Source organism: Pseudoalteromonas undina (assembly GCF_000238275.3).
In the GTDB taxonomy this organism is placed as follows: Bacteria; Pseudomonadota; Gammaproteobacteria; order Enterobacterales; family Alteromonadaceae; genus Pseudoalteromonas; species Pseudoalteromonas undina.
Genome location: NZ_AHCF03000003.1, coordinates 1,313,256 through 1,327,821 on the forward strand (window position 1 = coordinate 1,313,256; position 14,566 = coordinate 1,327,821).

Consider the following 14,566-nt stretch of genomic DNA (forward strand, 5'->3'; position numbering starts at 1 on the left):
TTTGGACCGATTTTGATTCTAAAGAACTCGCTATATTTTTATAGAGTGTTAAATGAAAGTTGGTTTTTCAAAAATATTAGTTGCTTAAATATTACAAAAATTCATTAAGACTATAGTGCTATTGTAGCTACATTTTTACCCCCTTGAGAGAGTACTCTAAAAAATCGATTAGATAGCGTGTGCTTTTTGGGATTAATTTATCAGGCCATATCAGGTTTACATCTCGTTTAATAGGCTTGAATTGCGTTAATACTTCAACCAAGCTTTCGTCTTTTATATGCGGTAATAAACAATATTTTGGACCATAATAAACACCTCTTCCTTCAATGGCAGCTAAGGCACACATTTCTATATCGTTGGAAATAAAGTTGGGTTGAGGTTTAAAAATTACTTTTTCATTTTTATTTGCTTTAAAAGACCAATTTTCGAATGGCGAGCACGATATGTGGGGGAGTTTAGCTAAATCGTCAAAATTACTTGGTATGCCATATTGCTCAATTAAACTCGATGAGCAAGCTAAAACAAAGCTCATTTGGTTAATGACTTTACATATATTTTGTGAGCTATCTAATTTTCCGATTCTAATAGCTAAATCAAACTCGGTGGCTTTTAAATCAAGGCGTTCATCTGATAGCATCATATGAATCTTAATATTTGGATAAAGTAGGGTGAATTGATTTATAACGCCTGAGAAGTACACACTCTTTATAAAGTTTTGCGGTGCTATTAATTTAATTTTACTCACTTTATTTTCACTAGAGTTCTTAAAATTGCACAGCGTACTTTGTAAACCCTCTACGTGAGCTAAGCAATGGCTATAAAAGCTCTTTCCTGGCTCTGTTAATCGCAAACTTCCTTTTTCACGATAAAACAACGCTAAAGATAAGTCTTCTTCAAGTTTTTTTATTTTTCTTTGTAAAGTGGGTAAAGGAATATTTAACTTTACTGACGCTTCATTAAATGTTTTGTAATCATTTACTTTTATAAAAAGCGCGATTATATCAAGCAAGGTAAATCTCCTGTATAAATTTGAGGTATAAAATCGTATTTAGTACTTAATTATTGGTTAGATTCATAAAACTAATCATTTATTTAAAGTACCCATTAGTCCCTTTTGTGGCAACAAAAATTTTACCTTTGTATTAAATGATTTAGTTACTCGTTTTAGGATAGGAAGTACTGAAGGAAAGTATTAGTAATTTTATAATAAATAACTCATTAGAAATAATTAGTAACATTTAATCAAACAATACAATAGACACGTAATAAGCTAGGTATTACGATTAACAAACTCAATAAAAAACGCTATAAAAAGCAGAGAGTTATTATGGAAGGTAAACCAATAGATAAGAGTGTATTCGATTCTTTTTTTGGGGAATATTCATGGATGTTTAAGGCTTGTAGCATTGTTGCTTTTATAATGTGTGTATATATCAGTTTTAATACTAAAGAGTATATATGGACGCTACTTATTAATGGCGATTTAAATTCTACTATGTTGGTTATGATACTCGGTTACTTATCTGAATTTAGATATCGCTTTATTAAAGAATCAAGAAATAATTGATAGCTACTAATTTAAATCTAAGGTACTAGAGATGAATATATTTATAAAATGGTTGATTTTAGCTGCATTAATTATTGCCGCTATTGCTTGTTATTCTTATGGTAGCACTACTGGCTTATTTATTTTTATTATTGCGGGCTTTGTTTTTGAAATGGCGTTTTGGTTTAAGATGTTTCCTATAAAAAAGAAATCGTCATTGTAGAAAGCTATTTAACCGTCTTGAAAAATAAATTTTTTTAGTTAGCGAGATAAGGGAATAAATAAAAAGGCTGCATTTTTTACAGCCTTTTTGGTTTTTATAAACTTAGTGAGTAACTCTATCGCCCCAAATGTCTTCTAGGCGGCTATCACGACCACAGCGCCAGCGATAGGTATTATAACGAATAGGGTTATTTTTATAGTAATCTTGATGATAACTTTCTTTGCCCTTTATCGGGTAAAAGGTTTTCGCATCAAGAATAGGGGTTACCACTGTTTGCTTAGTAAACTCACTAATAACGGCTTGTTTAGATTTTTGAGCTAGCTTTCGCTGTTGCTCATTAGCTACAAAAATTGCGCTACGGTAGCTTGGGCCTTTATCGCAGAACTGGCCTTTGGCGTCAAAAGGATCAATGTTAACCCAGTAATGGTTTAAAATATCTTGATAGCTTAATACGTCAGTGTTGTAGGTAACCAGAACGGCTTCGTAATGACCGCGATGATTACCATTGTAAGTAGGATTTTTAATTTCACCGCCAGTAAAACCTGAGATCACATCGGTTACACCTTCGAGTTTTTCAAAGTCACTTTCCATACACCAAAAACAGCCTCCTGCTAAAATAGCTTGTTCGGTTTTAGCATGAGCAAATGAGCTAGTCAAAAGTACGGCAGAAGTGACTGCAAATACGAGTGTTTTATTCATAAAAATTATCCACCTAGTGTGTGAGTGCGTAAATGCTTGTTATAGTAGACCCGCTAACTGTAAATACTCTTTCATTGTGTAGCAGGTAACTTGTTTTAAATTCGCTTTATATAAAATGGACTCTATAAATGGAAACCAGTAATTCGCGTACTGAATTAACCACACTTTTGCAAACCAATTTTGCTTCTTTAGGCTATAAACTGCCAAGCGCTGATGAACTCGTTTCTCATGACCACAATGCCCAATACCATGGCTATGCATTTACTTTAAACCAAAAACGCATAATTTACAGAAAGGCTAAAGTTACACCCGACAGACCTGACGCTTTTTTAGCACTATGGAAACGCCCAGCGGATTGTAGTAATTCTAAGCCAATTCCTTTTACCAATGAGTTTGACTACTTATTAGTAGCGGTTTCAAGTGATGGATTAACCTCTAGTAACAACCAAGTAGCAAATTCACAAAGTGGTTTATTTATATTTCCGGTTGAGTTGTTAGTTAAAAAAGGCATAGTGAGCTCTTTAAACTCTAAGGGTAAAACAGCTTTTAGAGTGTTTCCACCTTGGAGCGAAAGCAGAGCCTTAAAAAGGACTAGCACATTTAGTAATTCTGCTAAAGTTACTCAGCGTTGGCAATGCGATTATTTCTTAAAGCAAGATCAAAATAAATTAATAGATTTATCTAAGTTAAACAAAATTTTAGCTAACGCTGTTTAAATTTGAACTATTAAGCCACTTTACCAGCATTGTTTTATATAGGGTTGTTTACTAAAGTGAGATCATACAGTCATACGAATAGTAGGTAAGATATGAACCAGTTAACCGAAAAATCAATTAGTTGCCCTTACTGTGGCGAATCCATAGAAGTATTAATTGATGTGGCTGATATTGATGAGCAATACATAGAAGACTGCCAAGTGTGTTGTAAGCCTATTTCGTTTGTCGTATTTGAAGATAACGACGAACTTAATGTAAATGTATACAGTGAAGATGAGGCGTTTTGAATATTTAGTGAAAGTTGGTGAACCGAACTTTTACACAAATCTAAGCTGAAAATTCAGTAACTTTAATTTTTCTTAATGATATTGGTTGTATATGATACCAAAGTGTTTTAAATGCCATGCTAAAATTTCATTATCGTGGTTTATTCTATCTTTAATGTCGACTCGTTATAGATGTATTCGTTGTGGCTCATTGCATGAATTCACAAATCTTCACCGCTATTTAGGCGTATTTTTTGCGGTACCGCTAGTTTTTTTAGTTATTATGCTAGAAGGTTTTATAACTTCAGCTCTACTAAGAGTAATTTTGTTAATTTCTGTTGCTATATTAATCATGATTTTAATACCTGGGCAACACCAATTAAGTGAAAAAGATAATTTGGAAATTAAAAAAAGGAATAGTAACTGATTAGCAAAAGAGTGGTTCTAGTTTTAATGAAAACTTGGGCGATAATTGTCAGAAGGCTGTAAATACTTTCAGCCTTAAGATAACATTCAACTTGATTAGCTTTGCTGCTGTTCACGCGCTAATTGGTTAGGCAGCAACTCCTCCACAATTTCTCTCGCTGGTAAGGTGTAGCGTACGCCATCAAACATAACCGATGTGAACTCATCAATATTAGTAATGCCGGTAAGGGTCCAACCTTCACCACGTTTTGGGCAGTAAACAGTAGTAGTTGGTTGTATTACTTTAAAATTGTCGCTCATAGTTTATCTTAATTAATGCTTGTGAATACGATATGGTAAGTTAATAATGACGTTCTATAAAGTGCTATTTAAAGCGCGTTTATTTTATTTGGCATAGGCATGTTTAAAACGATAAAATTACCCCGCGTTACCTTGCGTTTAATTACCCACAAACATGGCGCAGCGCTATTAACAATTTTAAATAATCCCCTCGTTTATGAGTTTAACGATTATAAAACGCCGCTAAATAAAGAGCATGTTAAGCAATTAATTCAAGATGATATATCGAGTTATTATCAAGGGGAAGGTGTTCGGCTTGCGATTGAACATAATATGTCTGGCGTCTTAATTGGTACTTGTGGTTTGTATAACATTAATAACCAAACTAAAACTGCTTATTTGGGCTTTGAGCTTGATCCTTTTTATTGGCAACAAGGCTTAATGCATGAAGTACTTAAAGGTTTTGTCAGTGAGATACATCGCTCTTTGAACATTGAACACCTATACGCAGAAATTCATGGTAAAAATGTACGCTGTTATAACTTACTCACTAAACTCGGCTTTGTATTTAACCAGCAAATTAGTAACGGTGTATGGCATAAGCAATTAACTAAAATGGATGGCGCATGAGAATTAAAAAAGCGATTATTTTAAATATGTTACTTACGGCTAGTGTATTTGGGCTTGCAATAACTGGGGTTAGCTATTATCAAAATGATATTTCAGAGTTTGTTGATGTAACCCTAGATTCGAAAGTGCTTAAAGAGTCACGAAAAGTATTTATAAGGTTACCCGGTAGTTTTGACAAAAATAAAGCGTATCCACTTATTATAAAAACAGATGGTAATTTTAATCTAGCTAATTGGGATAAAGCCTTAAAAACATTAAATCATGAAAGTATATTAAATGAGTCTATTTTAGTTGCTATACCAAATCAGTTTTTTACTGATACTAGAAATCGTGATCTTGTGCCACCTTATGCAAGGAAGGACGTTAATACAAATCCTCGACCTAAACATGAAAGTTCGCCTGAAATTTTTGGTAAGGCTGATTTGTTTTTAGCTTTTATAGAGCAAGAGTTACTTACTTATTTAGAGGCCAACTACACATTAACTGAAAATCGAATTTTGACCGGATTTTCAGCCGGGGGCAGCTTTACTTTATACACGCTGCATACTAAACCAAAGTTATTCAATGGTTACTTTGCATTTAGCCCAGCCGCTTGGTATGACGATATGACAGTGACTAAGCGGTTTGATACATTTTTAAAAACAAATATAAATTGTATAAAACAACCGACATTTTTATATATCACTGTCGGTGGGGCAGAGCACTCTTTAATGCTAGGTGCATACAATAATTTAGTTACTAGTTTAGCAAAACATCCAAACGACTGGCTTAAGTGGGGAAGTACAATTAATAATAATGCTGAACATAATCAAAACCCTGCACTGAGTGTCGATAAAGCACTGTTAAATTATACGGCGTTCTTGAGCTCGCAAATTAACACGCCTTCTGATTAATTAATGACGGTGATCAATTAAATATAGTTTGCATTGATTTTTATTGCTTTACTGCTGGAGTACCCACCCAAAAGAACACATCATACTTTGTTTGATTTAAAACAAGTCTTAGCAATAGGTGAATTTTTTAAAATATAATCAGGAAGGGGGGAAATTGGTGGCGTGTATTGGGCGTTTTTTTAACTTATATCTACGCGTTTTATTAAGTGAGTTATGTAGGAACAGGAAAACCAAATTAAACAAAGCAACAATGTAATTATTTAGATGTTCTAAGTTAGACATTTTAATTGCAGCTAACATCGGGTTTTCCATCAATGGTTCAGTAATACACAGACTTAAACTCTAGCTTTTTATAATTGACATTACAACAATGCAATTTTGTTGCTCAGTTGTCTCAGCATGGCTTCTGCATTTGGTATCTCGTCGTTTAAGCCTGTGATCAGGGTCATAAAATAGCAGTCCATCATCACACTTGCTTTTATTTCATCAAATTCTGGTTGTTCACTAAATAGTAGTTTTTTAAATTCATCCATTTGTGCTTTAAAAAAATCCTCACGCCAAATGATGTCGCTAATTAGTAATTTGCTAAATTCACTGTTTTCACAATAAAAGGAATATAGAGGGTGAGCGTAGTGGCGTAATTTCAATCGAGGAGGGCGCTGAGTATCTGATTGCTTTGCTTGCTCGATAATAACTTCAATTTGTTGCTGCATACCTGCCATAAGCAGATCAATTTTATTTTCAAAATGACTAAACACAGTACCAACTGCCACATTAGCTGCAACAGCAATTTCTCTTGTCGATGTGTGGTCATAACCTTGTAGTAAGAAAAGCTCCCATGCTGAAGCTAAAACTTTATCCCGTGTTTTTTCTTTTTTACTCATACTATTCAACGCTTTATATTTTTGTTAGAAGTTGGGCCTAAATCAGCACTTGATTAATTGAGCGCGCTCAATTAAATTTATGAGCATGCTCAATTAATCTAAAGGTGATACATGGAGTTTATCAAACGTGTTATTGGTTATGTACTTTTTATTCCACTTATTTATTTTTATTCTTTTATTCTCGGCCCAATCCTAAAAGCCGTTTTAGTCCCAGGTGGGGTTGTGTTTTTGTGGCTTATTTTAGGGCCAAAAGAGGGGACGCGTGCGTTAAAAAAAGCATTTAAGAGAAAGTAGTTAAGCCTTCTGCAAAAACAATAAAAAAGCCCTGCTATTTTGCAGGGCTTTAGTCAGTTTAACTTTGCAAATTTAAGCTTGAAAGCTCAACAGGCCATTAAAGAACGTATCTAAAACCAAAAGCAATACCGTCATCTTCCGATTGTTCCATTTGTGCTTGCTGTTGCTTATTATCACTTTCAAAATCACCAAAGTCTTTACGCGCTTCTACATAAAGTTGGGTGTTTTCATCTATTAAGTAATGCACTCCAATAACAGCAAATTGACGCTTAAATACATCGTTAGGATCGGCGTTAAAGTTTGGTTGAATTACGTAGTCATCACCTGCATCAAATAAGTTGTAGGCAATAAATGGTCTAAAATCGTTTTCAAAACGATAAGACACAAATGTTTCAATACCAATTGCATCTTTAATTAAACGACCAATGTTATCTGTGTCGTGGTTTTCGTTTTTATTGATATTAGCAGCTACATATAAACCTGGCGCATCAATATTGCCCCAAATAACACCGGCACCGTAAATTAAATCGTCAACTGAACGGGTTGTTCCGTCGCCATAAGTTAATTCAAACTCGCCACGGTTAATACCGGCAGTCAGTTTTAGCTTATCAGTCACGTTATAAGTTACTGCACCGCCAAATGTATAGTTAAATTCAACTTGTTGCGCCGCAGTATCGCCTGACTCAAAATTAGCCTGGCATTGTGATTCTGTAATATCACTTACATCACAGGTATAAAATGCGCTATTTTTTAACTGAGTTTGTACACTAAAATCAAAATCACCGTAACTATTACGGTATTGCAATGTTTTATCGCCACGTCCCGTACCATTTACAGCACCGTCGTCTTTGTTGTAGGTATATACACCTGCGGCATTGCCATCCCAAACATAGCTGTAGTTAGTTGCATATACTACGTCAAACCACGCCCCCCATTGTTTACCAATAGTAATTTGGCCGTATTTGTCGTGTTTAAGTCCTGCATAACCTAAACGATTATACAAAAATTCATCTTGAATTGATTCAAAACGGTTGTTGTATACAATATCGCTACTGCCAACAGGGTTTACACCCCATTCAACTAAAGCCATTGCTTCCCAGCCGTTCTTTAGTTGACGTTTAAAATCAAAATTAATTCGTGAGGCACCATTAACCACTTCATTTTGACCTTGAGTATTAATTACTCGCGCATCTATATAGCCGCCAATAGCGACTGTATTTTTTTCATCCTTAAATACTTCAATTGCTGAAACACTCGGTGTTGTTAAAACACCTGCAATCGCGAGCGATACTAATTTTATTTTCATTGTGTGTGCCTTGCCTAAAAAAGACGTTTTTATAATTACTAAATTCGAAGTCGTGCAGACTAGCAAAGCAATAAAAGGCTCAAAAGTGAAAAATTATCAACGATAATTAATACAAAATACGCAGCTTGTTCACTTTAAGTTAATGCTGTATTTATTTTGTAGCCGTATAAACCGCTATTTAATTTTGGAATAAGACATTAGGATTAAATGCAGGAGGGGGAGAGTTGAATTTTTTTCATAGTTGCTACTATCGGCATAGGTAGAGCTAAAACTCTAATGCTATAAAAAACGTTAATATAGCCGTATTAAATGTTAATAAAAGTAAAATGCGACCAATTAGCGATTTAGTACGTTTAAATTATTTATTTTTCTGTAACGGTGATTGTTTTTTTATTAAACATATTTTTACCGCGTTAACAGCATAATAGTGAATTTCACTTCGCTTTTTTGCACATTTACTCGTTCATCTCTTTGGCTGTTTTAATCCTTCAATAGCTAATAAACAACTACTGTTTACTTTAGGTTGTGCTTTAAACTTTCATAGAAAAAAACGCTGATTTGGTTTAAACTGCGCGCAATTTAAATACTTCAGTCTCCCTTGGAGGGTAGCGCTATTATTAGTACAGCTAACATCACCATGCAATTTGGTGCTAAACCGTTATTTGAAAATATCTCAGCTAAATTTGGTGAATCAAACCGCTATGGTTTAATTGGTGCCAATGGTTGTGGTAAATCAACGTTTATGAAAATTCTAAGCGGTGAGCTTGAGCCATCATCGGGTAATGTAAGCACAGATCCTAATGAACGTGTTGCTAAACTAAATCAAGATCAATTCGCTTACGAAGAGTACTCAGTGATCGACACTGTAATTATGGGTCACAAAGAGCTTTGGGATATTAAACAAGAGCGTGACCGTATCTATAGCCTACCTGAGATGAGTGAAGAGGACGGCATGAAAGTAGCCGATCTTGAAACTGAGTTTGCTGAAATGGATGGCTATTCTGCTGAGTCAAAAGCGGGTGAGCTATTATTAGGTGTTGGTATAGCGACAGAGCAACATTACGGTCCTATGTCTGAAATCGCACCAGGTTTTAAACTTCGAGTGTTATTAGCCCAAGTGTTGTTTTCAGACCCTGATATCATGTTGCTTGATGAGCCTACCAATAACTTGGACATTTACACAATCAAGTGGTTGGAAGATGTTCTAAATCAACGTGACTGTACTATGATCATCATTTCGCATGACCGTCACTTTTTAAACTCGGTATGTACACACATGGCCGATATTGACTACGGTGAATTACGTATTTACCCGGGTAACTACGATGAATATATGTTCGCAGCAACCCAAGCTCGCGAGCGTTTATTAAGTGAAAACGCCAAAAAGAAAAGTCAAATAGCAGAACTACAACAGTTTGTATCGCGCTTTTCTGCTAATGCTTCAAAAGCAAAGCAAGCAACTTCACGTGCAAAACGTATTGATAAAATTCAATTAGACGAAGTGAAAGCCTCGTCACGTCAGTCGCCATTTATCCGTTTTGAACAAGAAAAACAGTTATTCCGTAACGCGCTTGAAATGACCAGCTTATCGCAAGGCTTCGAAGAAACTTTATTCTCAGGTTTAGAAGGCTTAGTTGAGGTAGGTGAACGTATTGCCATTATTGGTGAAAATGGTGTGGGTAAAACAACATTATTAAACACCTTATCAGGACGCTTAGCACCTAAAAGCGGTGAGTTCAAATGGTCTGAAAATGCTAACATTGGCTATTATGCACAAGATCATGCCGATGAGTTTGAAAAAGACATGAACTTATTTGAGTGGATGGAGCAGTGGCAGCAAGAGGGTGATGACGAGCAAGTGGTTCGTAGTTTCTTGGGTCGTATGTTGTTTTCACAAAACGATATTAAAAAATCTGTAAAAGTTATCTCAGGTGGTGAGCAAGGTCGTATGCTGTTTGGTAAAATCATGATGCATAAACCAAATATCTTATTAATGGATGAACCGACGAACCACATGGATATGGAATCAATTGAAGCGCTTAACTTAGCACTTGAAGCGTATGAAGGTACCTTGATGTTTGTGTCACACGACCGTCAGTTTGTATCATCAGTTGCTACCCGTATTTGGGAAATTAAAGACGGTAAAATTATCGACTTTAGAGGAAACTACAGCGAATACTTGGCGAGTAAAGAAGCATAACAGCAAGTATTTTCAGCATTTAAAAAAAGCCATGTTTAACATGGCTTTTTTATTGCCTGCTGGTCGCATTACTGCGGCATTTAAGTATATAATACCCGCCATAAAACCGGACATAAGTCCGCTATTTTTAAAATACATTACTGAGGAGTATTTATGACTGTTGGCATTATTATGGGTTCTAAATCAGATTGGCCAACCATGGAACACGCTGCGCTGATGCTAGAAAAATTTGGCATTGCTTATGAAACTAAAGTGGTTTCTGCTCACCGCACTCCTCAATTACTTGCTGATTACGCAAGTTCTGCAAGCGAACGAGGCATTAAAGTAATTATTGCAGGCGCAGGTGGGGCAGCCCACTTACCGGGTATGGCTGCAGCGTTTACATCATTGCCTGTTTTAGGCGTTCCAGTTAAGTCAAAAGCGTTAAATGGTGTTGATTCATTATTGTCTATTTGCCAGATGCCTAAGGGCGTTGCTGTTGGCACATTGGCTATTGGTGAGCCTGGTGCAGCTAATGCCGGTTTATTGGCTGCACAAATATTAGGCTGTCAAAACCCTGAAATTTTCGCCAAAATTGAAGCGTTTCGTAAAGAGCAAACCGACACTATTCTAGCTAACCCAAATCCTGCAGAGTAATAATGACTATATTAATTTTAGGTGCTGGGCAGCTTGCGCGAATGATGAGCCTTGCTGGCGCACCGCTTAATTTAAATGTGGTTGCTTATGATGTTGGCAGCCAACAAATTGTGCACCCGCTAACCAACCAAGTGTATGCAACCACACTTGAGCAAGCTATCGATGATGCAGATGCGATTACCGCTGAATTTGAACATATCCCCGATGATGTATTAACGCTTTGCTGTAATAGCAATAAGTTTTATCCAGGTAAACAAGCAATAAAAACCGGTGGTGACCGTTCGCTTGAAAAAGCTTTGTTAGATAAAACCGAAGTAGCTTGTGCCCCATACCAACTTATTACTGAAAAAGCGCACCTTGAACAAGCAGTTAAAACATTAGGCAAACCGTTAGTAATAAAAACCTGCCAAGCTGGGTATGACGGCAAAGGACAGTGGCGTTTAAAATCAGATGATGAGATAAACACTATTTGGGCTGAAATGGCCGACTTTATTGCCTCAGGTACAGAGCAGGCACCGCACACAATTATTGCTGAGAAAATGATCCCGTTTGATCGTGAAGTCTCTATTATTGGCGCGCGCGACAAAGAGGGTAACGTTGCAATTTATCCACTTACTGAAAACCAACATACCAATGGTGTATTAACGCTTTCACTAGCCGGTAAAGATAATAGTTTAGTTGAGAGCCAAGCAACCTCAGCATTTACCCGTATTGCTAATGAGCTTAATTATGTAGGTGTATTGGCCATAGAGTTTTTTGATGTTCAAGGTACGTTATTAGTTAACGAAATTGCCCCTCGCGTGCATAACTCAGGGCATTGGACTCAGCAAGGTGCTCATTGCTCGCAATTTGAAAACCATATGCGTGCTGTTGCAGGGTTACCTTTGGGTAATACGCAAATTAAGCAACCTACTGCTATGATCAACGTCTTAGGGCAAGAAAAAATCCCAAATGAGGTTTTAAAAACAGCGGATGTAACCAGTCACTGGTATGGTAAAGGCGTTAAGCCCGGTCGTAAAATGGGGCATATTAATGTTTCGGGTGAGAGTTTACAGCAATTAGGTAACCGCCTAGCTGAACTTACATCATGCTTGCCAGAGCAGGATTACCCAGGCGTATTAGCTACTAGCAAATCGCTATTATAAGTTAAAAAATTAAGCGGTAAGTTGAATTCAATTTATCGCTTTACCTTCTAAAGGTTTCTTTTTAATGATCCACCCAAAGTTTCGTACTATTGTGTTTGCTTTTTTTATGGCACTTTTCATGTCAGGGTTTATGTCATTTGTTATTTCAATATTTAATGTGGGCATGGTCGATAATATTGTAACTATATGGCTTAAAGCCTGGTTATTTGCTTTTTGCATTGCCTTTCCTACAGTTATATTTGTTGCCCCCGTTGTCCATAAACTGACTAATAAACTTATTCGGGCTTAAACTATGCTGATCGCTAAACTGCATAAGCCAACATTCATATTATTACTCACACTTTGTATGACTCCGTTTATAGGAGCAGGAAGTGCATTGGTATTAGGCGCCATATTTGCCATTACCTTAGGCAACCCGTTTAGTGAACTTTCTCAAAAAGCCAGTAAAGTAATGCTCAAGCTTGCTGTTGTAGGCTTAGGCTTTGCTGTTGATTTTAATGAAGTAATTGAAGTAGGGCGCAGCTCATTAGTATTAACAATTGTTAGTATTACTGCCATAATCGGGCTTGGAGAGATTTTAACCCAAGTTTTTAAGCTTAATCGTAATACAGGCGTGCTAATTTCATTTGGTACCGCTATTTGCGGTGGCAGCGCCATTGCCGCTATGGCACCGGTCATAAAAGCTAAAGATCACGAAGTCGCTGTTGCCTTAGGGATTGTATTTTTACTCAATGGAGTGGGATTATTATTATTTCCCGCAATTGGGCACTATTTTGAGTTAACCCAACAGCAATTTGGTTTGTGGGCCGCATTAGCCATTCACGATACTAGCAGCGTAGTGGGGGCATCGGCTACTTATGGTGCAGTGGCACTGAGTATTGCCACTACGGTAAAATTGACCCGTGCGATGTGGATCATTCCTTATACAGCGGTTGCGGGAGTGTTTATGCGCTCTGATGAAAAGGCGAGTATTCCTTTATTTATTGTGGGCTTTTTATTAGCCGCATTAATTAATACTTATATGCCGTCGTTTTCATCGACATGGGAGCTTATTAATAGTGCAGCCAAGCAATTATTAGTGGTTACACTGTTTTTAATTGGCAGTGGTTTGTCACTATCGGTTCTTAAGCAAGCAGGTATAAAACCATTTTTGATGGCAATTACTTTGTGGGTTATAGTCAGCAGCACTATTTTATTATTAATTATAGATGGATTCATATAATGAAACGTAATCTGAGTATTACAGCAATCAGCAGTGTGTTATTTGCTGTTTTTTCTAGCAGCCCTGTATTAGCTGAATCGCTACGCGTAGCAACCTTCAATGTTAGTATGGATGCCACTAATTACACCGCAAAAAATCAACAAGTAAAAAGTGATGCATTGGTAAACGCACTGCGTTCAAATCACCAACAAATTAAAAATATTGCTGAAATAATCCAGCGCGTCCGCCCAGATGTAGTACTACTCAATGAGTTTGACTACATTCCAAAAGAGCAAGGTATCGAGTATTTTAAAAGCCATTATTTAAATGTAGGGCAAAATAATCAAGCAGCAATTGATTACCCATACGTTTACATTGCCCCCGTTAATACTGGCTTAGCAACTGAGTTTGACTTGGACAATAACGGCAAAAAAACTGGGGTAATGGGTGATGCACAGGGCTTTGGTTTTTTTGAAGGCCATTACGCAATGGCGTTTTTATCTCGCTACCCGATTGATTTTGACAACATCAGAACCCTGCAAACCTTTAAGCACAAAGATTTACCTAATGTACAAATGCCGGTTGACCCAAAAACTAATACCAATTGGTATAACGATGAAGAGTGGAATACTTTACGTTTAAGCTCTAAATCTTTTTGGGATATACCCGTAAAAGTAAACGATAAAGTAGTCCATATGCTAGCGTCGCACCCAACACCACCTGTGTTTGATGGCGAAGAAGACAGAAACGGTATTCGTAACCATGATGAAATTAGGCTTATTGCCGATTACGTTAATAACGAAAGTTACCTTTATGATGATAATGGTAAAAAGGGTGGGCTTGCAGCAAAATCGCGATTTGTGATTTTAGGTGATCTAAATGCCGCACCTGAAGGTGATAAAAAGCGTACTAATACTACTGATCAAATACTTAAAAGCCCATTGATTAACGCTGGTTTTATTCCAACCAGTGAGGGCGCAAAAGAGCAATACCCGCAAGCTTATGCTAAAAACTATACCGCTAATTGGCAAGCACGCGTTGATTACGTTTTGCCTTCAAACTATGGGTTAACCATTAAAGGTGGTGGTGTTTTTTGGCCGAAAAAACAAAGCGAATTATATCGTTTAATTAAAGATAGAAATGCATCAAGCGACCACCGATTAGTCTGGCTTGATTTAACGATTGAATAAACGGGTTACTCACCCCGATATCAGCGTTGTTT

17 protein-coding genes are annotated in these 14,566 nt (G+C 36.6%); 12 read left to right on the forward strand and 5 right to left on the reverse strand.

Annotated elements, in window-relative coordinates:
* Positions 1-127: 127 nt before the first annotated feature.
* A complete protein-coding gene (locus PUND_RS09745) occupies positions 128-1,009 on the reverse strand; it encodes a LysR family transcriptional regulator (RefSeq protein ID WP_010390037.1) in 882 nt (293 codons plus the stop codon).
* Positions 1,010-1,598: 589 nt separating this feature from the next.
* On the opposite strand from PUND_RS09745, the gene PUND_RS09750 reads away from it, so the two are divergent.
* Entirely contained in the window at positions 1,599-1,769 is a 171-nt protein-coding gene (locus PUND_RS09750; RefSeq protein ID WP_010390033.1) for a hypothetical protein, read from the forward strand.
* Positions 1,770-1,871: 102 nt separating this feature from the next.
* Here PUND_RS09750 and msrA read toward each other — a convergent pair whose 3' ends face one another.
* A complete protein-coding gene (gene msrA, locus PUND_RS09755) occupies positions 1,872-2,468 on the reverse strand; it encodes a peptide-methionine (S)-S-oxide reductase MsrA (protein WP_010390031.1) in 597 nt (198 codons plus the stop codon).
* Between the two features lie 128 nt (positions 2,469-2,596).
* On the opposite strand from msrA, the gene PUND_RS09760 reads away from it, so the two are divergent.
* Together PUND_RS09760 and PUND_RS09765 are read left to right on the forward strand one after the other, a co-directional pair.
* A complete protein-coding gene (locus PUND_RS09760; protein ID WP_010390030.1) occupies positions 2,597-3,184 on the forward strand; it encodes a MepB family protein in 588 nt (195 codons plus the stop codon).
* 92 nt (positions 3,185-3,276) lie between these two features.
* Positions 3,277-3,471, forward strand: coding sequence for a CPXCG motif-containing cysteine-rich protein (locus PUND_RS09765; protein ID WP_010390028.1), 195 nt, complete (start codon positions 3,277-3,279; stop codon positions 3,469-3,471).
* Between the two features lie 501 nt (positions 3,472-3,972).
* Here the strand turns inward: PUND_RS09765 and PUND_RS09770 are convergent.
* Positions 3,973-4,176 carry a hypothetical protein gene (locus PUND_RS09770; protein WP_010390026.1) on the reverse strand — a complete coding sequence of 68 codons (204 nt, stop codon included), beginning with the start codon at positions 4,174-4,176 and terminating at the stop codon, positions 3,973-3,975.
* A gap of 99 nt (positions 4,177-4,275) precedes the next feature.
* On the opposite strand from PUND_RS09770, the gene PUND_RS09775 reads away from it, so the two are divergent.
* On the forward strand, positions 4,276-4,785 hold the full coding sequence (locus PUND_RS09775; protein ID WP_010390023.1) for a GNAT family N-acetyltransferase: 510 nt from the start codon (positions 4,276-4,278) through the stop codon (positions 4,783-4,785).
* Positions 4,782-5,678 carry an alpha/beta hydrolase gene (locus tag PUND_RS09780; RefSeq protein ID WP_010390021.1) on the forward strand — a complete coding sequence of 299 codons (897 nt, stop codon included), beginning with the start codon at positions 4,782-4,784 and terminating at the stop codon, positions 5,676-5,678. The genes PUND_RS09775 and PUND_RS09780 overlap by 4 nt, the downstream gene beginning before the upstream one ends.
* Positions 5,679-6,040: 362 nt before the next feature.
* Here the strand turns inward: PUND_RS09780 and PUND_RS09785 are convergent, their stop codons facing one another.
* Positions 6,041-6,562: a TetR/AcrR family transcriptional regulator gene (locus tag PUND_RS09785; RefSeq protein ID WP_010390018.1), complete on the reverse strand. Its 522-nt coding sequence runs from the start codon at positions 6,560-6,562 to the stop codon at positions 6,041-6,043.
* Between the two features lie 111 nt (positions 6,563-6,673).
* Here PUND_RS09785 and PUND_RS09790 point away from each other — a divergent pair, with 111 nt between their 5' ends.
* Positions 6,674-6,856, forward strand: a complete 183-nt coding sequence (locus PUND_RS09790) for a hypothetical protein (RefSeq protein ID WP_010390016.1) — start codon at positions 6,674-6,676, stop codon at positions 6,854-6,856.
* A gap of 97 nt (positions 6,857-6,953) precedes the next feature.
* Here PUND_RS09790 and PUND_RS09795 read toward each other — a convergent pair whose 3' ends face one another.
* Complete coding sequence (locus PUND_RS09795; protein WP_010390015.1) at positions 6,954-8,162, reverse strand: porin; 1,209 nt, start codon at positions 8,160-8,162, stop codon at positions 6,954-6,956.
* Positions 8,163-8,775: 613 nt separating this feature from the next.
* On the opposite strand from PUND_RS09795, the gene PUND_RS09800 reads away from it, so the two are divergent.
* From PUND_RS09800 to PUND_RS09825, 6 genes are all read left to right on the forward strand, one after another.
* Entirely contained in the window at positions 8,776-10,362 is a 1,587-nt protein-coding gene (locus tag PUND_RS09800; protein WP_084601854.1) for an ABC-F family ATPase, read from the forward strand.
* Positions 10,363-10,515: 153 nt separating this feature from the next.
* Positions 10,516-10,998, forward strand: coding sequence for a 5-(carboxyamino)imidazole ribonucleotide mutase (purE, locus tag PUND_RS09805; RefSeq protein WP_008114610.1), 483 nt, complete (start codon positions 10,516-10,518; stop codon positions 10,996-10,998).
* Between the two features lie 2 nt (positions 10,999-11,000).
* The gene (locus tag PUND_RS09810; RefSeq protein ID WP_010390011.1) at positions 11,001-12,143 is read left to right on the forward strand and encodes a 5-(carboxyamino)imidazole ribonucleotide synthase; all 1,143 of its coding nucleotides are present in this window, start codon (positions 11,001-11,003) and stop codon (positions 12,141-12,143) included.
* Between the two features lie 64 nt (positions 12,144-12,207).
* On the forward strand, positions 12,208-12,432 hold the full coding sequence (locus PUND_RS09815; RefSeq protein ID WP_010390007.1) for a DUF2798 domain-containing protein: 225 nt from the start codon (positions 12,208-12,210) through the stop codon (positions 12,430-12,432).
* A 3-nt stretch (positions 12,433-12,435) separates the two neighbouring features.
* Complete coding sequence (locus PUND_RS09820) at positions 12,436-13,365, forward strand: YeiH family protein (protein ID WP_010390003.1); 930 nt, start codon at positions 12,436-12,438, stop codon at positions 13,363-13,365.
* Positions 13,365-14,534 carry an endonuclease/exonuclease/phosphatase family protein gene (locus tag PUND_RS09825; protein ID WP_010390002.1) on the forward strand — a complete coding sequence of 390 codons (1,170 nt, stop codon included), beginning with the start codon at positions 13,365-13,367 and terminating at the stop codon, positions 14,532-14,534. The genes PUND_RS09820 and PUND_RS09825 overlap by 1 nt, the downstream gene beginning before the upstream one ends.
* Positions 14,535-14,566: the final 32 nt, after the last annotated feature.